At 72.0% G+C, this 25,111-nt stretch carries 26 protein-coding genes; 20 read left to right on the top strand and 6 right to left on the bottom strand.

Annotation, left to right across the window (positions count from 1 at the left end; genetic code table 11):
• Nucleotides 1–124: 124 nt before the first annotated feature.
• The gene (cofC, locus tag E9934_RS04535; RefSeq protein WP_136561678.1) at nt 125–742 is read right to left on the bottom strand and encodes a 2-phospho-L-lactate guanylyltransferase; all 618 of its coding nucleotides are present in this window, start codon (nt 740–742) and stop codon (nt 125–127) included.
• A 101-nt stretch (nt 743–843) separates the two neighbouring features.
• Here cofC and E9934_RS04530 point away from each other — a divergent pair, with 101 nt between their 5' ends.
• Together E9934_RS04530 and E9934_RS04525 are read left to right on the top strand one after the other, a co-directional pair.
• Nucleotides 844–1,584: a lysophospholipid acyltransferase family protein gene (locus E9934_RS04530; protein WP_238694765.1), complete on the top strand. Its 741-nt coding sequence runs from the start codon at nt 844–846 to the stop codon at nt 1,582–1,584.
• Nucleotides 1,581–2,618 (top strand): NAD(P)H-dependent glycerol-3-phosphate dehydrogenase, encoded by a 1,038-nt coding sequence (locus E9934_RS04525; RefSeq protein WP_275106613.1) that lies wholly within the window; start codon nt 1,581–1,583, stop codon nt 2,616–2,618. The genes E9934_RS04530 and E9934_RS04525 overlap by 4 nt, the downstream gene beginning before the upstream one ends.
• Before the next feature lie 90 nt (nt 2,619–2,708).
• On the opposite strand, the gene E9934_RS04520 is transcribed toward E9934_RS04525, so the two are convergent.
• Entirely contained in the window at nt 2,709–3,815 is a 1,107-nt protein-coding gene (locus E9934_RS04520) for a trans-sulfuration enzyme family protein (protein WP_136561676.1), read from the bottom strand.
• 24 nt (nt 3,816–3,839) lie between these two features.
• Here E9934_RS04520 and E9934_RS04515 point away from each other — a divergent pair, with 24 nt between their 5' ends.
• A complete protein-coding gene (locus E9934_RS04515; protein WP_136561675.1) occupies nt 3,840–4,910 on the top strand; it encodes a D-alanine--D-alanine ligase family protein in 1,071 nt (356 codons plus the stop codon).
• Nucleotides 4,911–4,923: 13 nt separating this feature from the next.
• Here E9934_RS04515 and E9934_RS04510 read toward each other — a convergent pair whose 3' ends face one another.
• Together E9934_RS04510 and E9934_RS04505 are read right to left on the bottom strand one after the other, a co-directional pair.
• Nucleotides 4,924–5,406 carry a DUF3515 family protein gene (locus tag E9934_RS04510; RefSeq protein ID WP_136561674.1) on the bottom strand — a complete coding sequence of 161 codons (483 nt, stop codon included), beginning with the start codon at nt 5,404–5,406 and terminating at the stop codon, nt 4,924–4,926.
• 1 nt (nt 5,407) lies between these two features.
• A complete protein-coding gene (locus E9934_RS04505) occupies nt 5,408–5,644 on the bottom strand; it encodes an Lrp/AsnC family transcriptional regulator (protein WP_136561673.1) in 237 nt (78 codons plus the stop codon).
• Between the two features lie 105 nt (nt 5,645–5,749).
• On the opposite strand from E9934_RS04505, the gene E9934_RS04500 reads away from it, so the two are divergent.
• Nucleotides 5,750–6,730, top strand: a complete 981-nt coding sequence (locus E9934_RS04500) for a thiamine-phosphate kinase (RefSeq protein WP_136561672.1) — start codon at nt 5,750–5,752, stop codon at nt 6,728–6,730.
• A 75-nt stretch (nt 6,731–6,805) separates the two neighbouring features.
• Here the strand turns inward: E9934_RS04500 and rpmB are convergent, their stop codons facing one another.
• On the bottom strand, nt 6,806–6,991 hold the full coding sequence (gene rpmB, locus E9934_RS04495; RefSeq protein ID WP_038680308.1) for a 50S ribosomal protein L28: 186 nt from the start codon (nt 6,989–6,991) through the stop codon (nt 6,806–6,808).
• A 153-nt stretch (nt 6,992–7,144) separates the two neighbouring features.
• Here rpmB and E9934_RS04490 point away from each other — a divergent pair, with 153 nt between their 5' ends.
• The 9 genes from E9934_RS04490 (at nt 7,145) to E9934_RS04450 (ending at nt 15,104) form a co-directional block, all read left to right on the top strand.
• Nucleotides 7,145–8,848: a DAK2 domain-containing protein gene (locus E9934_RS04490; protein WP_238694764.1), complete on the top strand. Its 1,704-nt coding sequence runs from the start codon at nt 7,145–7,147 to the stop codon at nt 8,846–8,848.
• 22 nt (nt 8,849–8,870) lie between these two features.
• Nucleotides 8,871–11,126: an ATP-dependent DNA helicase RecG gene (locus E9934_RS04485; RefSeq protein ID WP_238694763.1), complete on the top strand. Its 2,256-nt coding sequence runs from the start codon at nt 8,871–8,873 to the stop codon at nt 11,124–11,126.
• Nucleotides 11,127–11,156: 30 nt separating this feature from the next.
• Nucleotides 11,157–11,759: a 16S rRNA (guanine(966)-N(2))-methyltransferase RsmD gene (gene rsmD, locus E9934_RS04480; RefSeq protein ID WP_275106612.1), complete on the top strand. Its 603-nt coding sequence runs from the start codon at nt 11,157–11,159 to the stop codon at nt 11,757–11,759.
• 9 nt (nt 11,760–11,768) lie between these two features.
• A complete protein-coding gene (gene coaD, locus E9934_RS04475) occupies nt 11,769–12,242 on the top strand; it encodes a pantetheine-phosphate adenylyltransferase (protein WP_136561669.1) in 474 nt (157 codons plus the stop codon).
• 95 nt (nt 12,243–12,337) lie between these two features.
• The gene (locus E9934_RS04470) at nt 12,338–12,862 is read left to right on the top strand and encodes a YceD family protein (protein WP_238694762.1); all 525 of its coding nucleotides are present in this window, start codon (nt 12,338–12,340) and stop codon (nt 12,860–12,862) included.
• A 128-nt stretch (nt 12,863–12,990) separates the two neighbouring features.
• Complete coding sequence (rpmF, locus tag E9934_RS04465; RefSeq protein ID WP_136561668.1) at nt 12,991–13,176, top strand: 50S ribosomal protein L32; 186 nt, start codon at nt 12,991–12,993, stop codon at nt 13,174–13,176.
• 30 nt (nt 13,177–13,206) lie between these two features.
• Complete coding sequence (gene rnc, locus E9934_RS04460) at nt 13,207–13,941, top strand: ribonuclease III (RefSeq protein ID WP_136561667.1); 735 nt, start codon at nt 13,207–13,209, stop codon at nt 13,939–13,941.
• Between the two features lie 18 nt (nt 13,942–13,959).
• On the top strand, nt 13,960–14,841 hold the full coding sequence (mutM, locus tag E9934_RS04455) for a bifunctional DNA-formamidopyrimidine glycosylase/DNA-(apurinic or apyrimidinic site) lyase (protein ID WP_136561666.1): 882 nt from the start codon (nt 13,960–13,962) through the stop codon (nt 14,839–14,841).
• 65 nt (nt 14,842–14,906) lie between these two features.
• A complete protein-coding gene (locus E9934_RS04450; RefSeq protein WP_136561665.1) occupies nt 14,907–15,104 on the top strand; it encodes a hypothetical protein in 198 nt (65 codons plus the stop codon).
• A gap of 36 nt (nt 15,105–15,140) precedes the next feature.
• On the opposite strand, the gene E9934_RS04445 is transcribed toward E9934_RS04450, so the two are convergent.
• The gene (locus tag E9934_RS04445; RefSeq protein ID WP_136561664.1) at nt 15,141–17,132 is read right to left on the bottom strand and encodes a VWA domain-containing protein; all 1,992 of its coding nucleotides are present in this window, start codon (nt 17,130–17,132) and stop codon (nt 15,141–15,143) included.
• A gap of 162 nt (nt 17,133–17,294) precedes the next feature.
• On the opposite strand from E9934_RS04445, the gene smc reads away from it, so the two are divergent.
• From smc to E9934_RS04410, 7 genes are all read left to right on the top strand, one after another.
• Nucleotides 17,295–20,897 carry a chromosome segregation protein SMC gene (smc, locus tag E9934_RS04440; protein WP_136561663.1) on the top strand — a complete coding sequence of 1,201 codons (3,603 nt, stop codon included), beginning with the start codon at nt 17,295–17,297 and terminating at the stop codon, nt 20,895–20,897.
• Complete coding sequence (locus E9934_RS04435) at nt 20,897–21,346, top strand: acyl-CoA thioesterase (protein WP_136561662.1); 450 nt, start codon at nt 20,897–20,899, stop codon at nt 21,344–21,346. The genes smc and E9934_RS04435 overlap by 1 nt, the downstream gene beginning before the upstream one ends.
• A gap of 100 nt (nt 21,347–21,446) precedes the next feature.
• Nucleotides 21,447–21,635: a hypothetical protein gene (locus tag E9934_RS04430; RefSeq protein WP_136561661.1), complete on the top strand. Its 189-nt coding sequence runs from the start codon at nt 21,447–21,449 to the stop codon at nt 21,633–21,635.
• 21 nt (nt 21,636–21,656) lie between these two features.
• On the top strand, nt 21,657–22,808 hold the full coding sequence (ftsY, locus tag E9934_RS04425; protein ID WP_238694761.1) for a signal recognition particle-docking protein FtsY: 1,152 nt from the start codon (nt 21,657–21,659) through the stop codon (nt 22,806–22,808).
• A 145-nt stretch (nt 22,809–22,953) separates the two neighbouring features.
• On the top strand, nt 22,954–23,292 hold the full coding sequence (locus E9934_RS04420) for a P-II family nitrogen regulator (protein ID WP_136561659.1): 339 nt from the start codon (nt 22,954–22,956) through the stop codon (nt 23,290–23,292).
• Nucleotides 23,293–23,428: 136 nt separating this feature from the next.
• Complete coding sequence (locus tag E9934_RS04415) at nt 23,429–24,772, top strand: ammonium transporter (RefSeq protein WP_238694760.1); 1,344 nt, start codon at nt 23,429–23,431, stop codon at nt 24,770–24,772.
• Nucleotides 24,769–25,107 (top strand): P-II family nitrogen regulator, encoded by a 339-nt coding sequence (locus E9934_RS04410; RefSeq protein WP_136561658.1) that lies wholly within the window; start codon nt 24,769–24,771, stop codon nt 25,105–25,107. The genes E9934_RS04415 and E9934_RS04410 overlap by 4 nt, the downstream gene beginning before the upstream one ends.
• The last annotated feature ends 4 nt before the right edge of the window (nt 25,108–25,111 follow it).

The raw sequence follows: 25,111 nt of genomic DNA, 5'->3' as shown, positions 1-25,111 counted from the left end.
AGAAGGCGGCTCCGGCCAAGAAGGCCCCCGCCAAGAAGGCCGCTGCCAAGAAGTGACCTCACCCGGACGGGCCGCACTCATCGCGAGTGCGGCCCGTTCGGCATTTCCGGGCCGCGAGACCGGATCAGGCGACGACGGCCGAAGTGGCCGGGCCGACGCCGAGCGTCATCGCGTCGGCGAGACCGGCGAGGTCGTCGACGTCGCGACGCAGTGTGGCCAGTGTGCCCTGCAGCGGGACGGCGCCCGCCGCACGATGGGCGGCGGCCGAGTCCACGCCGAAGCACGGATCGAAGTCGTCGTACTCCGCGGAGTAGAGGCTGCTGCCGCTGCCGTCGGCATCGGCGACGAAGGCCGCGATCCCGTCGACCAGCTCGGCGAGCGCGGCGGCCAGGTCGTCCGAGGTGAGGCACGGCAGGTCCGCGAAGAGCGCCACGGGACGGGCCGCGGGGTGGACGGCCCGCGCGGCCGCGGCTCCCGCCCGCAGGGCAGCGTTGAGCCCCATGCCCGGATCCGCGCAGACCCGCGCACCGCGGAACGCGAGGAGGTGGGCGAATCCGTCGTCGTCGCTGACCACCCAGACCGCCACGACGCCGGGCGTCCTCAGCGCCGCGTCGACCACATCGGTGGCGAAGGCCGCGGCCAGCCTGGCGCGCTGCTCCCGGGACACCGCGGTCAACCGGCTCTTCGCCGTGCCGGGCGACTTCACCGGGATGATGACCACGTGGTCGCGCCGCTCTGACACCCGGCCATCCTCTCAGCCGGCCCGTGCGCGGCACGCGGGGGCCGTCCGACGCAGCAGCACGGACAGACCACCCACAAGCGGTAGCCTGCATCCTCGTGACGGTGCGGAAGTTGCAGGAGCGACGCGGTTGGGCCTTCGGGTTCGGCGTCATCATCCTCAAGCCCTTGCTGGTCGCCTTCACCCGTCGGCGCTGGATCGGCGGTGACAACCTCCCGCAGGCTGGTGGGTTCATCGTCGCGCTCAACCACATCTCGCACGTCGATCCGCTCACCGCGGCCCACCTGGTCTATGACCACGGCCGCATCCCGCGCTACCTCGCCAAGTCCGGTCTGTTCAACAACAAGCTCCTGGGCTTCTTCCTGCGCAGTGCCGGCCAGATCCCCGTCAGGCGCGACACCTCCGACGCCGTGGGCGCCTACGCCGCCGCCGTCGAGGCCGTGCGTGCCGGCAAGTGCGTGGTGATCTATCCAGAGGCGACGATCACCCGCGACCCCGACCTGTGGCCGATGAAGGGCAAGTCGGGCGCCGCACGGATCGCGCTCGCGACCAACTGTCCGGTCATCCCGGTCGGACAGTGGGGCGCGCAGGAGATCCTGCCCCCCTACACGAAGAAGCCCTACCTGCTGCCGCGCCGCACGGTCACCATGCGCGTCGGCACCCCGGTGCCGCTCGACGACCTGCGCGACGCGCCCCTGACACCGGCCACCGTCAACCAGGCCACGGAGCGGATCATGACGGCGATCACCGCCCAGCTCGAGCTCGTCCGTGACGAAACGGCACCCGCTGAGCGCTACGACATGGCCGTCCGCGGCGATCGGTTCAAGAAGAAGAAGGCGGAGTGACGACGGTGAGCGGATCGGCAGCAGGCGACACCAAGGGCAAGGTCGCCGTCCTGGGAGCGGGATCGTGGGGGACCGCCTTCTCGATCGTGATGGCCGACGCCGGCAACGACGTGTGCATCTGGGCCCGACGTGACGAGCTGGCGCACGCCATCGGCGAAGGCCATGAGAATGCCGACTACCTTCCCGGCATCGAGCTGCCGCGCACGATCACTGCGACCACCGACGCGGAGCAGGCGCTCGCCGGCGCCGACGTCGTGGTCCTGGCCGTGCCGTCGCAGTCGCTGCGTGACAACCTCCCCACCTTCCTGCCGTACGTCGGGAGCGACGCGGTCTTCGTCTCGCTGATGAAGGGCGTGGAGCTCGGCACCCAGAAGCGGATGTCGGAGGTGATCGCCGAGGTCGGCGACGTCCCCACCGACCGGATCGCCGTCGTCAGCGGCCCCAACCTCGCCCGCGAGATCGCCCGCCGCGAGCCCGCCGCATCGGTGGTGGCCTGCGCCGACGAGGCCGTCGCGACGACGCTGCAGCAGCGGATGCACTCGCCGGCCTTCCGTCCCTACACCAGCGTCGACGTGCTCGGCTGCGAGTTCGGCGGCGCCTACAAGAACGTCGTCGCCCTCTGCGTCGGCATGGCCGTCGGGCTCGGATTCGGCGACAACACCACCGCTTCACTGATCACCCGCGGCCTCGCCGAGACCGCGCGGCTCGCGATGCGTCTCGGCGCCAACCCGCTCACCCTCATGGGCCTCGCCGGCCTCGGCGACCTCGTCGCGACCTGCTCCTCGCCCCTGTCCCGCAACCGCACCTTCGGCGAGAAGCTCGGCCAGGGGCAGACGGTCGAGCAGATCTATGCCTCGACCCGGCAGGTCGCCGAGGGCGCGAAGTCGTGCTCCTCCCTGCGTGCCCTCGCCCACGAGGTCGGCGTGGAGGTCCCGATCGTCGACGCCGTCGACGAGGTCGTCCAGGGCCGGCTCACCACCGCCGGCCTGATGGAGGCCTTCATCAACCGCGACACCAAGGCCGAGCTGAGTTAGGGGACTCTGCAAGCAAGGAGCGCTGTGGCGCCGGACGGACGGCCCCAGCGTCGGGGCTTGCGGCGCCGACCCCCAGAGTCGGCCTGCCCCTCAGGCGTTGATGCGGTCGAGGGCCTGGGCGAGGTCGGCCCAGAGGTCCTCGACGTCCTCGATGCCGACGGACATGCGGACGAGCCCCTCGGGGATCGTGGTCGGCTCGAGCTTCCAGCGGCGGCGTCGCTCGAAGGTCGACTCGACGCCTCCGAGCGAGGTCGCGTGGACCCACAGGGAGGTGGCCCGCACCAAGAAGTCGCCGGCGTCGGCGCCGCCGGCCAGCACGGGCGCGACGATGGCGCCGAAGCCGGGATAGCGCACCTCGGCGACGGCGGGATGGCGGGCCAGCCGGTCGGCGAGCTCGGCGGCGTTGGCGGCGGCACGTTCGAGCCGGACGTGCAGGGTGCGCAGGCCACGCAGCGCGAGCCAGGCCTCGAACGGGCCGGGTACCGCGCCCGCGAGGTCGCGGCGCCCCTTGACCGCGTCGAAGATCTCGGCGCCCGGGGCGTCGTCGCGGACCACGACCGCACCCATCAGCACGTCGCTGTGGCCGGCGATGAACTTCGTCGCCGAGTGCAGCACGATGTCGGCGCCGAGGGCGAGCGGCTGCTGGAGCAGGGGAGTGGCGAAGGTGTTGTCGACGACGACCGGGATGCCGAGGGCGCGTGCGGTCTCGGCCAGCGGGGCGATGTCGGCGATCTCCAGCGCGGGGTTGGTCGGCGACTCGAGCCAGAGCAGCGAGCAGTCCTCGTCGCCGTCCATCGCCGCGATGACCGCGGCCGTGTCGGTGATGTCGACCAGGTGGGCCCGCAGCCGGCCGCGCGCCTCGAGGTCGGCGAGGGCGGCCACGGTGCCGTTGTAGGAGTGGCGGGGCGCGATCACGCTGCCGCCCTGGCCGACCAGGTCGAACAGTGCCGTGGCAGCGGCCATTCCTGACGAGAAGGCCAGCGCGCGGCCCCCTTCGAGGGCGCCCAGGGCCTCCTCGAAGGCCGACCAGGTCGGGTTGCCGTAGCGGCCGTACTCGAGGTCGCCGGTCGCGACGTACGTCGACGTCATCGTCACCGGGACGTTCAGCGGCTGGTCCGGCTCGTGCGGCGGCCGACCGGCCGTGACGGCGAGTGTGGCGGGGCGCAGGGGCTGGGGGACGGGGCCGGAGTCGGACATGCCCCAACGGTAGGGTCAGGGGCGATGAACGCTCCCACTGGCCGCCGGATCCGCGTCGCTGTCGTCTTCGGCGGCCGCTCGAGCGAGCACGCGATCTCGTGCGTGACGGCCGGCAGCGTCCTGCAGGCCCTCGACCGCGGGACGTACGACGTCGTGCCGGTCGGGATCACGACCGACGGCCGCTGGGTGCTGGAGGCCGACGACCCCGAGCGGCTGCGGATCACCGGTCCCGGCGAGCTGCCCGCCGTGGACGGGGAGCGCCCGCGCTTCGACAGCGCCACCCTCGACGAGATCGACGTCGTCTTCCCCCTCCTGCACGGCCCGTGGGGCGAGGACGGCACCATCCAGGGCCTCTTCGAGATGACCGACGTGCGCTATGTCGGCTCCGGCGTGCTGGCTTCGGCGGTGTGCATGGACAAGGCGTTCATGAAGGTGGCGCTGCAGGCTGCCGGGCTGCCGGTGACCGCCGGCATCACGATCACCGCGCACGAGTGGGCGGAGCAGATGGACACGGTCCGCAGCCGCTGCGACGAGCTCGGCTATCCACTGTTCGTGAAGCCGGCCCGCGGCGGCTCCAGCATCGGCATCGCCAAGGCCCACGGGCCTGACGAGCTGGCCGCGGCGATCGATGGCGCGCTCGTCCACGACCCGAAGGTCCTGGTCGAGGTGTCCGCGGAGGGTGCCCGCGAGATCGAGTGCGGTGTCCTGGAGTCCCTCGACGGAGAGCTCGAGACGAGCGTGCCGGCAGAGATCCGGATCACCGGGGACCACGAGTTCTATGACTTCGAGGCGAAGTACCTCCCCGAGGAGGCGACCGAGCTCGACGTACCGGCGCTCCTCGACGAGGAGACCACCCGGCGCATGCAGGACCTTGCTGCCGCTGCCTTTCGCGCGGCCGGCTGCGAGGGACTCGCTCGCGTCGACTTCTTCCTCATGCCCGACGGCTCGCTCGTCATCAACGAGCTCAATACGATGCCGGGCTTCACGCCGCTGTCGATGTTTCCACAGATGTGGGCGGCGACGGGCGTCGACTACCCGGGGCTCGTGGACCGGCTGCTGCAGCTGGCGTTGCGGCGACCCACCGGCCTGCGCTGAGCATCGGGGTGGGTCAGTCGCAGGGCTCCACGAGCGTGAGGTGTGCCTCCACGAGGGGCGCCAGCGCGGCCATCGCGGCAGCCCCGCCGTTGGGACGATAGTCGGAGGGCACGACGATCTCGATCCGTGGCTCGTAGCCGGCGGTGGTGATCGTGAGGTCGAGGTCCTGGTCCTCGTACTGCTCGTCGGGCAGGTAGTAGCCCACGCCGTTGGCGCTCTCGCAGGACGCGGTCAGGTCGAAGCCATCCGGCTCCGGGACGCCACAGCGCACTACGATGGCGGGGTCGCCGTAGGCCGCTGCGGGGGCGTCGCTCGGCTCGATGTCGCCCCGCGGCTCCTCCGCGAGCTCGTCGGGGAGGTCGGCGGCGAAGCCCGCGCAGATGTCGGCCTCGGCGGCCGTCAGCTCGGGGACGTCGACCTCGACCGGGCCACCGCAGGCAGCCGTCAGGGCGCCCGTCGCGGCCAGGGCCGTGGCGAGCAGGAGGCGCGGACGCACCTCAGATGTGGACGACCGGGCAGGTCAGCGTGCGGGTGATGCCCTCGAGGTTCTGCACCTTCGAGACCACGAGCTTGCCGAGCTCGTCGACGTTGCGGGCCTCGGCCCGGACGATCACGTCGTAGGGACCGGTGACGTCCTCGGCCAGCTTGACGCCCTCGATCGCGCCGACCTCGCGGGCGACGTCGGCGGCCTTGCCCACGTCGGTCTGGATGAGGATGTAGGCCTGAACCGTCATGGGTCAGCTCCGTTCGGGTCGATTCGGACGTGCCGGACGGTCCAACCTACTCCCTCCGGGCGTGCCCGCAGAACTCCTCGCGACCGCCTCTGGTGGGATGGAGCCATGGTCACCCCCGATCCCGCCGCCAGCATCGCCGACCTGGGCGAGTTCGGTCTCATCGACCGCATCGCCGCCATCGTCGGTGCCACCGCGCCCGGGGACGACGTGCTGGTCGGCCCCGGGGACGATGCGGCGGTCCTACGGGTCCGCAAGGGCCATGTGGTGGTGTCGACCGACGTCATGGTCGAGGGGCGGCACTTCCGGCGTGACTGGGCGGAGGCGGCCGACATCGGACACCGGGCGGCCGCCCAGAACCTCTCCGACATCAACGCGATGGGCGGGCGGGCGCAGTGGCTGACGGTCGGACTGGCGGCCCCCGCCGACCTGCCGGCCCAGTGGGCGCTGGACTTCACGCGCGGGTTCGCCGAGGAGTGTGCCGGCGTCGGCGCCGGGCTCGTCGGCGGCGACGTCAGTCGCGCCGACCAGGTGGTCGTGTCGGTCACCGTGATCGGGGCGTGCTCGGTCTCGCCGGTGCTCCGGTCGGGCGCTTCCGCCGGCGACGTCGTCGCCCTCCACGGACGCCAGGGCTGGGCTGCCGGTGGCCTCGCGGTCCTCGGCCGGGGCTTCCGCTCGCCGCGCGTCCTCGTCGAGGCCTACCGGCGTCCGGAGCCGCCCTACGCTGCGGGGCCGGTCGCCGCAGAAGCCGGCGCCACCTCGATGATCGACATCTCCGACGGACTGCTGGCCGAGGCGGGGCATCTCGCCACCGCCTCCGGCGTCGCCATCGACGTCGAGACGTCCTGCTTCGAGATCCCCGAGCCGCTGGTGGCCGTGGGGCAGGCGCTCGGCGCCGACCCGCTGCAGTTCGTCCTCGGCGGTGGCGACGACCACGCGCTCCTCGCCACCTTTCCCTCCGGCAGCCCTCTGCCCGACGGCTGGCAGCGGATCGGCACCGTCCACGCCACGTCCGCCGACGAGGGAGCCCCTCGGGTCACGGTCGACGGGGCGTCGTACGACGGGCCGACGGGGTGGTCGCACTTCTGAGAGTGGCCTCCGACCGAAATGCGCGGAGGCCGCCACCCGAGTGGGTGGCGGCCTCCGACGGGAAGAGTCAGCGGGTCAGCGGGTGACCTTGCCGGCCTTGATGCAGCCGGTGCACACGTTGAGGCGCTTGGGGGTGCCGTTGACGACGGCGCGCACGCGCTGGATGTTGGGGTCGAAGCGGCGCTTGGTGATCTTGCGCGACCACGGCCGGTTGTTGCCGAAGGTCGGCTTCTTGTCGCAGATGTCGCACACGGCGGCCATGGATAACTCCTGAGAGATCGCGGATCGAAGTTCATCGGCCCGCGCACCCACTGGTCGGGCCAGGGTGCTTCGGGCAACCGGAAGAGAATAGCCGAGGGGGAGTGCCGGGCCGAAATCGCCGAGCGCCCGCGTCCGGACACTAGGGTGATGCCGATGGACGCGACGACGGGCCCCGCGACGGGGGGAGCCATGGGGAGCGGCGGCGGGATCGACCTCGACGCGGTCGTCCGGTTCGTCGACATCGCCGTCGACGCCCTCGCGACCGCGCGCGAGGAGATCGACGCCCTCAACGTCTATCCCGTCCCCGACGGCGACACGGGCACCAACATGTACCTCACTGTCGTGGCCGCCCGCGACGCCATCCGCGAGGCGCTGGACCGGCCCGACGCCGACCGGTCGGCGGTGCTGGCGGCACTCGTCCGCGGCGCCCTGCTCGGCGCGCGCGGCAACTCCGGCGTGATCCTCTCGGAGATGCTCGGTGCGTCCGTACGACGCCTCGCGGCCGCCGACCCGACGGAGCCCAACGCTCGCGCCCTCGCGGCGGCTCTCGCCCAGGCCTCGGCGGCGAGCTACGCGGCAGTGGGCGAGCCGGTCGAGGGCACCATGCTCAGCGTCCTCAAGGCCGCTGCCGGCGGGGCGGCCCGGCGGGCGGAGCAGGACGGCGCGCGCAGCAGCGAGGTGCTCGCCGACGCCGCGGCGGCGGCGCGCGAGGCCCTCGCCCGCACCCCCGAGCAGCTCGACGTGCTGGCCCGTGCGGGGGTGGTCGACGCGGGCGGACGTGGGCTGTCGGTGATCCTCGACGCTGCGGAAACCGTCCTGACCGGGCGCCGGCCGATCGCCGTCACCGCGCCCCTCGGCAGTCACGCGATCCCGGTGCCCCAGTCGATGTCGGGCGTCGACCACCTCAGCGCCGACGGTCCGGCCTACGAGGTCATGTACCTGCTCGACGCCCAGGGATGCGAGACCGAGGAGGACGTTGCCGCGCTGCGCGCCCGGCTCGGCGAGCTCGGCGACTCCGTCGTGGTGGTCGGCGGCGAGGGTCTGTGGAACGTCCACGTCCACACCGACGACGTGGGTGCGGCGATCGAGGCCGGCCTCGACCTCGGCCGTCCGCACCGGATCCGGGTGACCCACTTCGCCGAGCAGATCGCGGCCCAGCGGGCCGCGGCACCAGCCACCCTCTCGGGCCGCCGGATCATCGCCGTCGCGGCAGGTCCCGGCCTCGCCGCGCTGTTCGAGGAGGCCGGCGCCGTCGCCGTCACCGGTGGTCCCGGACGTCGCCCGTCCACCGGCGAGCTGCTCGAGGCGATCACGGAGTGCGGCGCGCGGGAGGTCGTCGTACTCCCCAACGACGAGCCGTCGGTCGCCGCAGCGCTGGCGGCCGCGAGCACGGCCGAGGTCGACCACGCGGCGCGCGGGCTGCGGGTCTCGGTGATCCCGACGCACGCCCAGGTCCAGGGCCTCGCCGCGCTGGCGGTGCACGAGCCGGGCCGCGCCTTCGACCAGGACGTCACGGAGATGACGGCCACCGCCCGGCACGTCCGCCACGGCGCCGTCACGGTGGCCGCGCGGCAGGCGATGACGATGGCCGGTCCCTGCGAGGTCGGCGACGCGCTCGGCGTCATCGCCGGCGACTTCGCGGTCGTCGGCGACGACCTGGGCGCGGTCGCCGAGATCGTCCTCCACCGGCTGTTGGCCGCGGGTGGCGAGCTCGTGACGCTCGTCAGTGGCAGGGACGGGGGCGGGCAGCTGGCCGAGCGCGCGACGGCATGGGTGGAGGAGTACCACCCCCATGTCGACGTCGTGGTGTACGACGGTGGTCAGGAGCGCTATCCGCTCCTCATGTCGGTCGAGTAGCATCAGGAGAGGCACGACACCGGTGGCGATCACCTTCGACTCACCCCTCACGGCGGCCTTGGGGGCCGCGACGCCCACCCAGCGCAAGAGGTTCGAGGACGGGCTCGGGCTGCGCACGGTGGGTGACCTGTTGCGGCACTTCCCACGTCGCTATCTCGAGACCGGCTCGCTGACCCGGGTCGCGGACCTGCGCATCGGCCAGCTCCTCTGCGTGGTCGGCGAGATCTCGGAGTGCCAGCAGCACCGTTACACCGACCGTCGGAGCGGGCGGCCCGCCTTCCGGGTCGAGGCGACGCTGCGCACCGGCGGCCCCAGCCTGAAGATGACCTTCTTCGCCAAGCACCAGAAGATGGCCGACTGGCATGCGGATCGGGTGGCCGTCGGCAACCGCGGCGTCTTCCTCGGCAAGGCCGGGCGGTTCCGCGACCAGTGGCAGCTGACCAACCCGCAGCTGAGCATCTTCGGGATGGCCGACGACGAGGAGGACAGCGCGGTGCAGGAGGTCCTCGAGTTCGGCGACCTCTATCCGATCTATCCGCTGACGAAGGGCCTGCAGACCTGGGACGTCGCCCGGGCCGTGAAGTTCGCCCGGTCGGTGATCGAGCCGATCGTCGAGGTGCTGCCCGACCGCATCCGCGAGGACTTCGACGTCCTCGGCATCGACGACGCCTACGAGTGGGTCCACCGGCCCGACACCCGCGACCAGGTCGCCCGCGCCCACCACCGGTTCCGCTTCGAGGAGGCCCTGGTCACCCAGCTCGTCCTCGGGCGTCGTCGTCGTGCCAACCGCGAGCTCGCCGCCACCGTCCGCTCCGGCGGCGACGGCACGCTGCTGGCGGCGTTCGACGCCCGCCTGCCGTTCGACCTCACGGCCGGACAACGCAGCACGGGCGCCGAGATCGAGGCAGACCTGGCTCGTCCCCACCCGATGAACCGCCTCCTGCAGGGTGAGGTCGGCTCCGGCAAGACCCTGGTCGCGCTGCGCGCGATGCTCCGTGTGGTCGACTCCGGCGGCCAGGCGGCACTGTTGGCACCCACCGAGGTGCTCGCCCAGCAGCATCACCGCTCCATCGTCACGATGCTCGGCGAGCTCGCCGAGGGCGGCACGATCTTCGGGTCCGCCGACGGCACCCGGGTCGAGCTCCTGACGGGCTCGATGACCAAGACGCAGCGCACCGGGCCGCTCTCCCGGATCGCCAGCGGCGAGGCCGGCATCGTCATCGGCACCCACGCCCTGCTGCAGGACCAGGTCATGTTCGCCGACCTCGGCCTCGTCGTGGTCGACGAGCAGCACCGCTTCGGCGTCGAGCAGCGCGCTGCGCTCACCGACAAGGCGACGGCGCCGCCGCACCTGCTGGTGATGACGGCCACGCCGATCCCGCGGACCGTGGCGATGACGGTCTTCGGCGACCTCGAGGTGTCCACGCTGAGCGAGCTCCCCGCCGGTCGGGCGCCGATCCAGACCAATGTCGTGCCGCTGGCCGACCAGCCGGCGTGGTTCGACCGCATCTGGCAGCGGGTCCGCGAGGAGGTCGGCAAGGGCCACCAGGTCTATGTCGTCTGTCCCCGGATCTCCGGCGACGAGCAGGAGGCCGGACAGGTTGACGTCGTGGACCTCCCCGATCCCGAGGACCCTGACGACCAGGCGCCCTCCGCCGCACCGCCGGGCGCCGCTGCGGTCGAGGAGGTCGTCGAGCGGCTCGGTGCCGGCCCGCTCAGCGGACTCCGGGTGGGTCGGCTGCACGGCAGGATGGCCGCCGACGAGAAGGACGCCACGATGCGCGCCTTCGCCGCCGGCGCCATCGACGTGCTCGTCGCGACGACGGTGATCGAGGTCGGCGTCGACGTCCACAACGCCACCGCGATGGTCATCCTCGACGCCGACCGCTTCGGCATCTCCCAGCTCCACCAGCTCCGTGGCCGGGTCGGACGTGGTGGCCTGCCCGGGCTGTGCCTGCTGGTCACGGGAGCCGACGCCGAGAGCCCCGCCCGCGAACGGCTCGACGCCGTCGCATCCACCACGGACGGCTTCCACCTCAGCCGCGTCGACCTCGAGCAGCGTCGCGAGGGCGATGTCCTCGGCGCCTCCCAGGCCGGACGGCGCTCGAGCCTGGAGAACCTCCGGGTGCTGCGTGACGAGGACACGATCGTCGCCGCCCGCGCCGCCGCCGAGGGGCTGCTGGACACCGACGCCGAGCTGGCCCAGGTGCCGGAGCTCGCGACCGCCGTCCGCGATCTCGAGCTGTCCCAGCAGGCCGAGTTCGTCGACAAGTCATGAACCTCACGCCATGAGCCCTGTCAGGAAGGAGTGCCGATGACCCGGATCATCGCCGGGGTCGCGGGCGGTCGCCGCCTGCAGACCCCCACCGGCGACCGGACCCGGCCGACGAGTGACCGGGTGCGTGAGGCGCTCTTCTCCGCGATCGAGGCGTGGGCCGGATCGCTCCACGACCTGCGCTTCCTCGACCTCTACGCCGGCTCGGGCGCCATTGGGCTGGAGGCGTGGTCGCGCGGCGCGGCCGGCGCGACCCTCGTCGAGGCCGACCGTCGCACGGCCGACCTGATCCGTGCCAACGCCCGCAGCATCGGCTGCGACGCCGCCGAGGTGGTGGCCCGCGCGGTGGCGTCCGTGCTCGCCGAGCCGGCCCGGGCGTCCTACGACGTGGTGTTCACCGACCCGCCCTACCCGCTCACCGACGAGGCGCTCGCCGCCGACCTGGCCCTGCTCGTGGCCAACGGCTGGCTGGCGGACGGCGCACTCGTGGTCGTCGAACGCTCCCGGCGCGGCCCCGAGCCGACCTGGCCGGCGGGTCTCGAACCGCTGGCCGGCAAGCGCCGCCAGAAGAAGTACGGCGAGACCACGCTCTGGCTGGCCGAGGCGGCCGTGCTGTCGGCCGCCGATGACCACTAGCCTTGGCCCATGACCCGCGCGGTGTGCCCCGGCTCGTTCGACCCCGTGACCAATGGTCACGTCGACATCTTCCGGCGAGCCGCGGGGCTCTTCGACGAGCTCGTCATCGCGACGGGCACCAACATCTCCAAGTCGCGTCTCTTCGATCCGGAGGAGCGTCTGGAGATGCTGCGCGAGGCCTGCGCCGATCTGCCGAATGTGACCGTGATGGGCTTCACCGGCCTCATCGTCGACTTCTGCCGGGAGATCGACGCCCAGGCGATCGTCAAGGGCCTGCGCGGCGGCAACGACTATGAGTACGAGCTGCCGATGGCGCAGATGAACGCCCACCTCACGGGCGTCGAGACCGTCTTCGTCCCGACGACGGCCAGCCTCGGCTACGTGTCCTCCAGCCTGGTCAAGGAGGTCGCCTCTTTGGGGGGCGACGTCTCCGACCTGGTCCCGGCCGCCGTGCTCGACAGGTTGCGCGCGAAGCTGGGTTGAGAGGTTCGGACGATAGGCTTGCGTCGTCCCGAACCACGCCCCCGAGAGCCAGTGAGAGCAGAGCCCTGAAGCGCCTTGATCCCCGAGCACCCCTGGTGCTCGACACCCACGACCTCGGTCGCCGACCCGGGTCCCAGCGTGAGCTGAGCCGCACGGTCCCCGCCCCGGCCGACCTCGGCATCGAGGTGCTCGGTGTGCCCGAGGGCGCCCCGGTCGAGCTCGACCTGCGGCTGGAGGCCGTGATGGAGGGCGTGCTGGTCACGGCTGACGTCGGCGCGCCGCTGGAGGGGGAGTGCGTCCGCTGCCTCGAGCCGCTGACCGACGACGTCGAGGTGACCTTCCAGGAGCTCTACCTCTACGACGACGGTCGCGACGCGGCCAGTGTCGAGGAGGACGACGAGCAGGTCAGCCTGCTCGACGGCGACCTGCTCGACCTCGAGGCCGCCGTGCGCGACGCGATCGTGCTCGCGCTGCCGCTCCAGCCCCTGTGCTCCGAGGACTGCCCCGGCCTGTGCGTGGAGTGCGGTGCCCGGCTCGCCGACGACCCCGAGCACCACCACGACGCCCCGATCGACCCCCGGTGGTCGGGCCTGGTCGGTCTCGCGGACGGCGAGGAATAACGCTCTTCGGTGAGCGTCTCGTAGGATTGTCCGGTTGCCTGATCGGCTGCGTCACCGCGGTCGGAGGGCAGAAGACTTCAGTTTGCCTGGCTGTAGGCCTGGCTGCATGCATTGACGAGGAGATAACAGTGGCTGTCCCGAAGCGGAAGATGTCGCGCAGCAACACGCGTCACCGTCGCTCTGCCTGGAAGGCCGTCGCGCCGACCCTGGCCACCTGCGCCAACCCGGCCTGCGGTGCCAAGCACCTGCCCCACCGTGCCTGCGGCACCTGCGGTCAGTACGGCGCCCGCGGCGACCGTCGCCAGGTTCTCTGATCCGACCCGCCTGACGTCCAGGCCGCCGGCATCGCCACCGAGGTCAGCAGCTACGACGAGCTGCGCCGAGCGCTCGGGAGTCCCACGCTGGACCCCGCGCTGCTCGAGCGCGCCCTGACCCACCGCTCGTACGCCTACGAGAACGGCGGGCTGCCGACCAACGAGCGGCTCGAGTTCCTCGGGGACTCGGTCCTCGGGGTGGTCGTCACCGAGACGCTCTATCTCGCGCACCCCGACCTGTCCGAGGGCAGGCTCGCCAAGCTGCGGGCCGCCGTGGTCAACGCCCGGGCGCTCGCCGGCGTCGCTCGCGGGATCGGCCTGGGCGCCCACATCAAGCTCGGACGCGGCGAGGAGGCCACCGGGGGCCGCGACAAAGCGTCGATCCTGTCCGACACCCTCGAGGCCGTGATCGGTGCGGTCCACCTCAGCGGGGGCATCGAGGTCTCGGCCGAGGTCGTGCACCGACTCTTCGACCCGCTTCTCGACGTCGCCTCCGGCCTCGGTGCCGGACTGGACTGGAAGACCTCGCTCCAGGAGCTGTCGGCCGACCAGGGCCTCGGTGTCCCCGAGTACGTCATCGAGGACGACGGCCCCGACCACATGAAGACCTTCACCGCCCAGGTGCGCGTCGGCGACCACCTCTACGGCAACGGCAAGGGCCGGTCCAAGAAGGAAGCCGAGCAGGGCGCCGCCGAGACCGCCTACGGCGAGATCGCCGCCGCCCTCGGCCTCGACCTGCACGGCCGTCCGGCCGGCGGCAGCTGACCCTCCCTCGGTCCTGCCGTGCCCGAGCTCCCCGAGGTTGAGGTCGTCCGCGCCGGCCTCGAGCGCCACGTGGTCGGCGCGAGGATCGCTGCGGTCGACGTGCTCCACGACCGGCCCGTACGCCGACACGCCGGCGGCGCCTCGGGCTTCGCGGCCGACCTGACCGGTCGCCGGATCGTCGGTGCCCGGCGGCGCGGCAAGTACCTCTGGCTGCCCCTGGACGACCCCGACACCGGTGACGCGATCCTCGCCCACCTCGGGATGAGCGGTCAGATGCTCGTGCAGCCGGTCGACGCGCCCGCCGAGCGACACCTGCGGGTGCGCTTCGCCCTGACTGGGACCGAGCACGGCCGCGAGCTGCGGTTCGTCGACCAGCGCATGTTCGGCGGGTTGTCGGTCTCCGTCGGCGGGGCCCACCTGCCGCCGGAGATCGCCCACATCGCGCGGGACCCGCTCGACCCCGACTTCGACGACGCCGCGTTCGTCGCGCGCCTGCGGACCCGCACGTCCGCGGTCAAGCGGCTCCTGCTCGACCAGACACTGATCTCCGGCGTCGGCAACATCTATGCCGACGAGGCCCTGTGGCGCGCCGGCATCCACGGTGAACGCCCGGGGGAGCGGCTGACCCGCCAGCAGGCGGTCACCCTGCTCGGCCACGCCCGCGACGTGATGAGGGCGGCGCTGGCCCAGGGCGGTACGTCCTTCGACGCCCTTTATGTCAACGTCAATGGCGAGTCCGGCTACTTCGACCGGTCGCTGCACGCCTACGGCCGGGAGGGCGAGCCGTGCGACCGGTGCGCGCGCCCGATCCGGCGGGTCGCGTTCATGAACCGGTCGTCGTACTTCTGCCCCCGCTGCCAGCCCGTGCCACGTCGCGCCACGTTGACCCGCGCCCGCTGAAGTGGGACTCTTGTAGACGGCCCGGTCACGGGTCCCCCCATCTCTCGAACCGGAAGGCTCACTTCATGGCCAAGGCGCTGATCGGTCACCTGAACAGCGACCTCCGCGATCCCCGTCTGGCGCTCGAGAACGCTCGCCTGCGCAACCGGGTCGCCGAGTTGGAGTCCCTCGTCCGTCGTCTCTCCGAGGAGAACGACACGCTGATGTCGGCGCGCGCCGCCGAGATCCTCAACAGCGACGCGCAGGACCTGCAGCCCGCCTGACGCAAGCTTCTCGGAGCTGACCGTGTCATCACGGGCTCAGCAGGCCGGGAAGTCCACGTCGTCCTCGATCGGCTGACCGTAGTCGTCGCTGAGGAAGAGCGTGGCGACGTAGAGGTCGGAGTCGGCGACCCTGGCGAAGAGGTTGCTCGAGCGGCCCAGCTCCTTGGAGCGGTAGGTGAAGCCCTCGACGTAGCAGACCACCTCGAGCACGGCCTCCTCGTAGGCACGCTCGTTGGCCTTGGTCCTGATGCGGTCGAGCTGGTGTGCCTTGCGCATGTTGACGAAGGTCTCACCGGTGAAGGCGACCTGCACGCGGAAGATGCCCTCCTGCTCGGGGAGCAGGTCGTCGACGCAGCGGCAGATGACGATCTTGCGGATCAGGCCGTGGGGGTCCTCGCTGCTCGAGCCGTCGTCCGGCTCGTAGTCGAAGCGATAGCCGGTGCGCTGCACGGGATCGGCGACGTAGGTGATGGAGCCGTCCTCGACCCGCGGCGCGTAGGAGCCGGCATAGAGCTCGTGGGCTCGACCGATGTCGTCGCCGACCCGCAGGTCGTCGACCGTGCGGGTCCGGGCTCCCGACGACTGGATCTCGACCACGACGCCGTCCTCGATCACCACGACGCAGTCGATGAACACGACCTCCACGCGCCCGGTGGCCGCCACGTCGTCGAACGCGCCGCCGTGCTGCCCCTGCAGCTCACTCAGCTCGTCGCCGAGCTCGACGCCCTCGTAGCTGTCGGGCCGCAGGCTCGTCTCGGCCGCCTCGGAGTTGAAGAGCGCCGCCAGCCGCGAGGCCAGCAGGGCCTGGTTGTCGGCCGGCACGCTGACGCCGCCACCCGCCTCGGCGATGCAGCTGAGCTCGGCCCGCGCGCCGCCGTCCACGCTGAAGCCGATGGTGTGGATGGTGAGGTCCGGGTTGGCCTCCTTGAGGTCGGCGGCCGTCTCGCACGGCGGCACCTCGCAGGTGTCGAGTCCGTCGGAGACCAGCACGATCGTCGCCTCCTCGCCGGTCGGCAGCTGGGCGGCGGCCTGGCTGAGGGCGAGGGAGATCGGGGTGAGGCCCACGGGACCGTAGTTGGCGAGGGTCGACTTGAAGGACTCGCGGTCGAGCGGTGACACCGGGATCGGCACGCTGACGTCCTGGCACTCGTCGTAGGAGTTCTCGCCGGCGCCATAGACGGTGAGGCCCACCTCGTGACGCGCTGGCATCGCGTCGATCAGCGAGTACGTCGCGCCGACCGCCGCGTCCCAACGGGACGGATAGACGTCGGTCTCCTCCATCGATCCCGAGGAGTCGAGCACGACCATCACGGGGGCCGAGGTGAAGGTCGGGATGTGGTTGACGATCGCGATGTCGGTGATCTCGCCCGACGGCTGGTCGATCGTGGAGCTCCCGTCCGGCTCGAACGTGAAGCGGTAGCCGGTCTCGGCCTCGACGTCGGCGACGTAGGTGACGGTGGAGTCGGTGACCGTCCGGCTCTCCTCGCCGTCGGAGCCGTAGACGGCGTACTCCTCGTCCGCGGCGCTGAGGTCGTCGCCGGGGCGCACGTCCTCGGGGGTCGCGAAGTCGTCGGTGGTCGAGTGGATCTCCACGACCTCGCCGTCGATGAGGACGATCTCGCCGTCGTCGACCGCGACGGAGGCGATGCCGGTCTCGGCGACCTCGTCCTCGTCGAGGTAGTCCAGCTTCTCCAGCACGGTCGCGCGGGAGTCGCCGAGGTCGACGCCGGCGTAGCCGATCGCCGTCAGGCCGGGACGTTCCTCGTCGGCGGGATCCTCGTCGGGTCGGTCGAACGCGACCCAGGCGATCCCGACACCGGCGATGACGGCGGCCAGGCAGGCGGCGATGACCGCGACCGCCCGGCGGCGTCGCCGCGGAGCCGGCGGAGTCGTGCCGGCGTCCGGGCTCGTGGTCGGCGCGGGGTCGGGAGTCGTCGCGTAGCCACCCCACGCGGTGCCGTCCCACCACCGCGGTCGGCCGCTCGGATCGGGGTACCAGCCCGGAGGCGGCTGCTGGGAGTTGGTCACGCGGCTTAGGGTAGAGGCGCGCGAGACCGGCCGGAATGGGTTCGGCTCCCCATGGACGGCCGACTCGACGGGTAGGGTGGGCGCGCTGGCTTCCCCCGAGGTGCTCGACCCCGTCGAGTCCGCGCAGCCCCATCCTCGTGACCTGATGACAGGGAGCCCGCGTTGTATCTGAAGAGCCTGACCCTCAAGGGGTTCAAGTCCTTCGCGTCGGCCACGACCCTCCAGCTGGAGCCCGGCATCACGTGCATCGTCGGCCCCAACGGCTCGGGCAAGTCCAATGTCGTCGACGCGCTGGCCTGGGTGATGGGCGAGGCCAGCGCCAAGAGTCTGCGCGGCGGGAAGATGGACGACGTCATCTTCGCCGGCACGTCCGGGCGTCCGCCGCTGGGCCGGGCCGAGGTCGTGCTCACGATCGACAACTCCGACGGCGCGCTCCCGATCGACTACGCCGAGGTGACGATCAGCCGCACCATGTTCCGCACCGGCGGCTCGGAGTACGCCATCAACGGCACGACCTGCCGCCTGCTCGACGTCCAGGAGCTGCTCAGCGACTCGGGCATCGGCCGGGAGATGCACGTCATCGTCGGGCAGGGCCAGCTCGACCAGATCCTGCACGCGACGCCGGAGGACCGGCGTGGGTTCATCGAGGAGGCTGCCGGTGTCCTCAAGCATCGCAAGCGCAAGGAGAAGGCGCTGCGCAAGCTGGACTCGACCGAGGGCAACCTCAACCGGCTCAACGACCTGCTGAGCGAGATCCGGCGTCAGCTCAAGCCGCTGGGCCGCCAGGCGGAGGTCGCCCGGCGCGCGGCGACGGTCCAGGCCGACGTCCGTGATGCCCGCGCCCGCCTGCTAGCCGACGACCTCGTCACCGCTCGCACCTCGCTCGAGCAGGAGCTCGCGGACGAGAGCGTGCTGCTGGCCCGCCGCGCCGAGGTGGAGGGCGCCGTCGCCACGGCCCGGGAGCAGGAGACCCGGCTCGAGGCGGCCCTGCGTGAGGACCTCCCCGCCCTCTCGACGGCCCAGGAGACTCTGTCGGCCCTGACCGCCCTGCGCGAGCGGTTCCGCGGCACGCAGAGCCTGGCGGCCGAGCGGGTGCGCAACGCCGAGGGCGTCGCCGAGACCGACGTGGAGACCGGCCGCGACCCCGACGAGCTCGACGCCGAGGCCGCCCGCCTCACCGAGCAGGAGAACGAGATCGTCGCGCAGGTCACCGACCAGCAGCGCGCCCTCGAGCAGGCCGTGCAGTCCCGACGCGACGCCGAGGACGCCGCGGCCACCGAGGAGCGGCGGGGCGCCGGCCTCCTGCGCGCGGCAGCCGACCGCCGGGAGGGCCTCGCCCGACTGCACGGCCAGGTCAACACGCTGCGCTCGCGCGCCAGCGCCGCCGAGGAGGAGATCGGCCGCCTGGCCACCGCCCGCACCGACGCGCTCGCCCGGGCGGAGAAGGCGCAGCGCGACTTCACCGCCCTCGAGACCCGTGTCGCCGGGCTGGACGCCGGCGAGGAGGGGCTCGATGCGGAGCACGAGGCCGCGGTCGCGGCCCTCGACGACCTCGACGAGCGCCTGACCAAGGTCCGCGCGGAGTTCCAGCAGGCCGACCGCGACAAGGCCGGTCTCGCTGCCCGCAAGGAGGCGCTCGAGCTCGGCCTCTCCCGCAAGGACGGCGCGGGAGCGTTGCTCGCCGCCACCGACACCGTCTCCGGCCTGCTCGGCTCCGTCGCGGCGCTGGTCACCGTGCGCTCGGGCTACGAGGGCGCGGTCGCCGCCGCCCTCGGTGCCGCGGCCGACGCCGTCGCCGTGACCGGCGCCGACAGCGCGCTCGCCGCCATCGACCACCTCAAGAGCGACGACCTGGGGCGCGCCGGCCTGCTCCTCGGCGGGGGACCGGCTGAGGACACGGCCAGCTGGCCCGCGCTGCCCGCCGGGGCGTCGTACGCCGCCAGCGTGGTGGAGTGCCCGGCGCAGGTCCGACCGGGCCTCGACCGGCTGCTGCGCAAGGTGGCCGTCGTCGCCGACCTCACCGAGGCTCGCTCGCTCGTCGCCGACCTCTCCGACGTCGTCGCCGTGACCCGTGACGGCGATCTCCTCGGTGCGCACTTCGCGTCGGGCGGCTCGCACGCCACGCAGAGCCTGATCGAGATCCAGGCCGCGGTCGACGAGGCCACCTCCGCGCTGGCCGACGCCGTCGCCGCCTCGGAGCGGCTCGGCTTCGACCTCTCCCGGTTGGAGAACGAGCGGGCCGACGCCCAGCAGCGGGTCGACGTGGCCCTCGCCCGGCTCCACGAGTCCGACGCCACCCTCGCCGCCGTCGCCGAGGAGCTCGGCCAGCACGGGTCGCTCGCCCGGTCGGCCCGCTCCGAGGCCGAGCGGATGGCGGATGCCATCGCGCAGGCCGAGACGTCCCGTGAGCAGGCCCTCGTGGGCCTCGCCGAGCTCGAGCAGCGTCTGGCCTCGGCCGAGGAGGCCAGCGACGAGGAGCCCGACACGACCGAGCAGGAGCACCTCGTCGAGGCGACCCGGGCAGCGCGCTCCGCCGAGATGGAAGCGCGGCTGGCCCTGCGCACCTCCGAGGAGCGGGCCCGGGCGCTGCACGGTCGCGTCGAGGGCATCCGCAAGGCCGCCGAGGCCGAGCGCGTGGCTCGCGCCCGTGCGGCCGAGCGTCGCGCGCGCCTGCTCGCCGAGGGGCGGGCCGGCCGGGCGGTCGGCGTCGCCGTCGCCCACGCGCTGACCCGCCTCGAGTCGTCCATCGCGCTCGCCGCCGAGGAGCGGCAGCGGGTCGAGGACTCCCGCCGTGGTCGCGAGCAGGAGCTGATGACGGTGCGCCAGTCGCTGCGTGACCTGGGCCGCGAGCTCGAGCAGCTGGTCGGCTCGGTGCACCGCGACGAGATGGCCCGCGCGCAGCAACGGATGCGGATCGAGCAGATCGAGGTCAAGGCACTCGAGGAGCTCGGGATGGAGCCGGACGGCCTGGTCGCCGACTACGGACCGGACCAGCCGGTGCCCATCCTCGAGACCGCCGACGACGAGACCGGTCCGGCGGCCGAGGACGCCGAGAGCGGCGAGGACGCCGAGGACGCCGAGCGTGAGCCGCGGACGGTGCCCTACGTCCGCGAGGAGCAGGTCAAGCGACTGCGGTCCGCCGAGCGGGCGCTGTCGATGCTCGGCAAGGTCAACCCGCTCGCGCTGGAGGAGTTCAGCGCGATGGAGGAGCGCCACCAGTTCCTTTCCGAGCAGCTGGAGGACCTGCGCGCGACCCGCAAGGACCTGCTCGACATCGTCAAGGACGTCGACGCCCGCGTCGAGCAGGTCTTCACCGAGGCCTACGCCGACGTGACCAAGGCCTTCGACCAGACCTTCGCCCGCCTGTTCCCGGGCGGCGAGGGCCGGCTGGTGCTGACCGACCCCAGCGACATGCTCACGACCGGCATCGAGGTCGAGGCGCGTCCTCCCGGCAAGAAGGTCAAGCGCCTCTCGCTGCTCTCCGGCGGTGAGCGGTCCCTGGTCGCCGTGGCGTTCCTGGTCGCCCTGTTCAAGGCGCGGCCCTCGCCGTTCTACATCCTCGACGAGGTCGAGGCCGCACTCGACGACGTCAACCTCGGCCGCCTGCTGGAGATCTACGAGGAGCTGCGCGAGAACTCCCAGCTGCTCGTCATCACCCACCAGAAGCGCACGATGGAGGTCGGCGACGCCCTCTATGGCGTGACGATGCGCGGCGACGGTGTCTCCGCGGTGATCAGCCAGCGACTGCGCGAGGAGTCCGCGTGATGGTGACGGAGCGTCCTGACCGGACGGCCTACCGGGCCTGGCGCACGGCCACCACCCGCTGGTCCGACGACGACGTCTACGGCCACCTCAACAACGCCCGCTACTTCGACCTGATCGACACCGCGGTCAACGCCCACCTCCACGACGCGACCGGCCTCGACATCCGCACCCTGCCGGCGATCGGCGTGGTCGCGGAGGTGTCGTGCCGCTACTTCGCCGAGATGGGCTATCCGCGGCCCATCGACCTCGGCCTGGCCGTCGAGCGGCTCGGCACGTCGTCGGTCATCTACCGCGTCGGCCTCTTCCAGGGCGATCCGGCCGACGACGGTGCGCTCGCGTGCGCCGAGGGACGCTTCGTTCACGTCTACGTCGACAACGACGACCCTGCTCGTCCGGTCACCCCGATCCCCGACGTCATCCGCGAGGCCGTCGCTCCGCTGGTCGTCTGACTCGGAGCCGGGTCCGACCGAGATCACATCCCCGGGGATTCGGGCGGTTGGGAGCCGTTCGGCAGGATGGGAGCAGATCCCTATCTCGGAGGAGTCACCGGTGCTGTTCGTCGCCTTTGCCGTCCTGCTCAGCCTCGTCGTCTCCGGCGTGGTCGTCCTCTACGTCGCCTATCCGCACCGTGGCGAGTCGCTCCCGTTGGCGCCCTGGCTGGGCGACGCCATGGCCAGGGCCGTGGATGCCGCGCCCGTGATCGAGGACGAGGAGCGGGACCTGCTGCGGATGCAGTGACAGCTTCCGGGTGCTGATTGGATGAGCCCCATGGAGTGGCTCTACCTCGTCATCGGCATCGCGATCGTCGGTGTCCTCGCGCTCGTCGGCCTGGTCGGCACCCGGCTGCGCCGGCCCGAGCGTCTCCCGGCCGACCGCACGGGCATTCCCGCGCCCGCGCCGACCACGCCGGAGACCGACGAGGCGCCCACCGTCGAGCCGGAGGTCGAGCCCGACACGGCCACCCCGGCGACCCCGACGGCGCCGACGCTCGAGCAGCCCGAGAAGCCGGCGTCCCGCCTGGTGCGTCTGCGCCAGCGCCTGGCCGGGTCCAACGCGCTGGGACGCGGCCTGCTGGGTCTGCTGAGCCGCGAGCAGCTCGACGAGGACACCTGGGAGGCCATCGAGGACCTCCTGCTCGCCGCGGACATCGGCGTCGCCCCGACGCAGGAGCTGGTCGAGCGGCTGCGCGAGCGGCTGCGTGTCGAGGGCGGCAGCCCCGACGCCCGCACCGTCCTGCGCGAGGAGCTCATCGCGCTCGTCGACCCCGCCATGGACCGCACCCTGCGCGTCAGCGGCGAGGGCGAGGCGCCCGGTGTGGTGCTCGTCGTCGGCGTCAACGGCACGGGCAAGACCACCACCGTCGGCAAGCTCGCGCGCATCCTGGTCGCCGACGAGCGCCGGGTGCTGCTCGCCGCGGCCGACACCTTCCGTGCCGCCGCGGCCGACCAGCTGTCCACCTGGGGGGAGCGCGTCGGCGTCGAGGTGGTCCGGGGCCCCGAGGGCGGTGATCCCGCGAGCGTCGCCTTCGACGCGGTCAAGGAGGGCCGGGACACCGGTGTCGACACGGTCGTCGTCGACACCGCCGGCCGGCTGCAGAACAAGGCCGGCCTGATGGACGAGCTGGGCAAGGTCAAGCGGGTCATCGAGAAGCAGTCGCCGGTGACCGAGGTGCTGCTCGTCCTCGACGCCACCACCGGCCAGAACGGCCTGATCCAGGCCAAGGTCTTCGCCGAGGTCGTCGACGTCACCGGCATCGTCCTGACCAAGCTCGACGGGTCGGCCAAGGGCGGCATCGTCGTCGCGGTGCAACGCCAGCTCGGCGTCCCGGTCAAGCTCGTCGGCCTGGGGGAGGGCCCCGACGACCTGGCGCCCTTCGACGCCGCGGCGTTCGTGGACGCCCTGCTCGGCTGACGGCCGGACGGCAACGGGACCGCTGGCAACTCGTTACCTCGGCGAAACACAAGGCCCGCCACGGCGAAACCATCCTCGGACAGTGTTCGCCGAAGGAAGGATGGCGACCACCCGCCGACCGTCCACGGCATCGAGAGGCAATCGCATGAAGCTGGTCACCGCGGTCATCAAGCCGCACAAGTGGGAGGACGTCCGGGAGGCCCTGGAGTCCTTCGGCGTCACGGGGATGACGGTCAGCGCGGTGAGCGGCTACGGCCGCCAGAAGGGCCACACCGAGGTCTACCGCGGAGCGGAGTACGACATCGCGCTGGTCCCCAAGATCCGGATCGAGATCGTCGTCGACGATCCCGACACCGAGGACATCGTCGGCATCATCACCAAGACCGCTCACACGGGACGCATCGGTGACGGCAAGGTCTGGGTCAGCCCGATCGAGACCGTGGTCCGGGTCCGGACCGGCGACAGGGACTCCGAGGCCCTGTGAGTCTGGCGTAGCCGGGGTCGGCGGTGGGGCCGACCCCGGCTTCACGTCGGTGTAACGCCTGCGCACGGGTCTGTTACACCGACGAAACATCCGTTCCCCAGAGTGGTCGGGCTCTCGAATCGACGTGAGGAACCCGATGCCCGAAATGCTCTCGACCGCACTGCCGCTGGTGGCGGTGGATCCGACCACTGCCTCCGGCGACACGGCCTGGTTGCTGGCCGCCGCCGCGCTCGTGCTGATCATGGCGCCCGGCCTGGCGATCTTCTACGGCGGCATGGTGCGCGCCAAGAGCGTCCTCAACATGATGATGATGGTCTTCGGTGCGCTCGCCGTCGTGATGGTCGTGTGGATCCTCGTCGGCTACTCGCTGGCGTTCGGTGACGACCTGGGTGGGGGCCTCGTCGGCGACCCGACCCAGTACGCCGCGTTCAAGGGGATGTTGGAGGAGGTGCCCGGGGCGCCGTACCCGATCACCCTGTTCGCCACCTTCCAGGGGCTCTTCGCCGTCATCACCGTCGGTCTCATCGCCGGCGCCATCGCCGATCGCACCCGGTTCGGGACCTGGCTGGTCTTCGCCGGCCTGTGGACCGTTGTCGTCTATGCCCCGGTCGCGCACTGGATCTTCGACTTCAGCGCCGGCGACCACGTCGGCGGCTGGATGGCCAACGAGCTCGGTGCCCTGGACTTCGCCGGCGGCACGGCGGTCGAGATCAACTCGGGCGCGGCGGGTCTCGCGGCCGCGCTGGTGCTCGGTCGACGCGTCGGCTTCGGACGGGAGCCGATGAAGCCGCACAACCTGACCCTGGTGATGATCGGCGCGGGCCTGCTGTGGTTCGGCTGGTTCGGCTTCAACGCCGGCTCCGCGCTCGGCGCGACGAACACCGCGGCGATCGTCTTCGTCAACACGCTGCTCGCGGGCTGCACCGGCCTGCTCGCCTGGCTCGCCGTCGAGCGCTTCCGCGACGGCCATGCGACCTCGTTCGGCGCCGCCTCCGGTGTCGTGGCCGGCCTGGTCGCCATCACGCCGGCCTGTGGCTTCGTGACCCCGCTGGGCGCCATGGCCGTGGGTGTCGCCGCGGGCGCGATCTGCGCCGTCGCGATCGGCCTCAAGCACAAGCTGCGCTACGACGACTCGCTCGACGTCGTCGGCGTGCACCTCGTCGGCGGGCTCGTCGGCACGATCCTCATCGGCTTCCTCGCGTCCTCCACCGTCAACGGCGTCGACGGACTGCTCTACGGCGGGGGCGCCGACCAGCTCGGCAAGCAGCTCGTCGCGGCCGGCGCCACGTTGGCCTACTCCTTCACCGCCACGGTGCTGCTCGTCCTCCTGCTGGAGAAGACGATGGGCTTCCGGGTCGACGAGGACGACGAGATGGCAGGGGTCGACCTCGTCATCCACGCCGAAACGGCCTACGACCTGCACACCACCGGCGGGGCCCGGCTCCATTTCGGTCCCGAGACTGGCAACCTTCAGTCATGAAGCTCGTCACGGCGGTCGTGAAGCCGCACAAGTGGGAGGACGTCCGCTCGGCGCTCGAGGTCGTGGGCGTGACCGGGATGACGGTCAGCGAGGTCAGCGGCTACGGCCGCCAGAAGGGCCACACCGAGATCTACCGCGGCGCGGAGTACGACATCGCGCTCGTCCCGAAGGTCCGCATCGAGATCGTCGCCGACGACGCCGCGGTCGACGAGATCGTGGACACGATCCTGCGGGCTGCCCAGACCGGCAAGGTCGGTGACGGCAAGGTGTGGGTCAGCCCGGTCGAGTCCGTCGTCCGGGTGCGCACGGGCGACAGTGGGCCCGCAGCTGTCTGAGATG

The organism is Nocardioides caeni, from assembly GCF_004912195.1.
GTDB lineage: Bacteria > Actinomycetota > Actinomycetes > Propionibacteriales > Nocardioidaceae > Nocardioides > Nocardioides caeni.
Note: the sequence above shows the minus strand (reverse complement) of the source record. Positions and strands in the feature narration are given on the sequence as shown.

Bases quoted from the DNA above. Each gene is read 5' to 3' on its own strand.
- E9934_RS04520 (WP_136561676.1), bottom strand. From the start codon at position 3,815: ATGTCCGACTCCGGCCCCGTCCCCCAGCCCCTGCGCCCCGCCACACTC.
- E9934_RS04515 (WP_136561675.1), top strand. From the start codon at position 3,840: ATGAACGCTCCCACTGGCCGCCGGATCCGCGTCGCTGTCGTCTTCGGC.
- E9934_RS04505 (WP_136561673.1), bottom strand. From the start codon at position 5,644: ATGACGGTTCAGGCCTACATCCTCATCCAGACCGACGTGGGCAAGGCC.
- E9934_RS04500 (WP_136561672.1), top strand. From the start codon at position 5,750: ATGGTCACCCCCGATCCCGCCGCCAGCATCGCCGACCTGGGCGAGTTC.
- rpmB (WP_038680308.1), bottom strand. From the start codon at position 6,991: ATGGCCGCCGTGTGCGACATCTGCGACAAGAAGCCGACCTTCGGCAAC.
- E9934_RS04490 (WP_238694764.1), top strand. From the start codon at position 7,145: ATGGACGCGACGACGGGCCCCGCGACGGGGGGAGCCATGGGGAGCGGC.
- coaD (WP_136561669.1), top strand. From the start codon at position 11,769: ATGACCCGCGCGGTGTGCCCCGGCTCGTTCGACCCCGTGACCAATGGT.
- E9934_RS04450 (WP_136561665.1), top strand. From the start codon at position 14,907: ATGGCCAAGGCGCTGATCGGTCACCTGAACAGCGACCTCCGCGATCCC.
- E9934_RS04435 (WP_136561662.1), top strand. From the start codon at position 20,897: ATGGTGACGGAGCGTCCTGACCGGACGGCCTACCGGGCCTGGCGCACG.
- ftsY (WP_238694761.1), top strand. From the start codon at position 21,657: ATGAGCCCCATGGAGTGGCTCTACCTCGTCATCGGCATCGCGATCGTC.
- E9934_RS04420 (WP_136561659.1), top strand. From the start codon at position 22,954: ATGAAGCTGGTCACCGCGGTCATCAAGCCGCACAAGTGGGAGGACGTC.
- E9934_RS04415 (WP_238694760.1), top strand. From the start codon at position 23,429: ATGCCCGAAATGCTCTCGACCGCACTGCCGCTGGTGGCGGTGGATCCG.
- E9934_RS04410 (WP_136561658.1), top strand. From the start codon at position 24,769: ATGAAGCTCGTCACGGCGGTCGTGAAGCCGCACAAGTGGGAGGACGTC.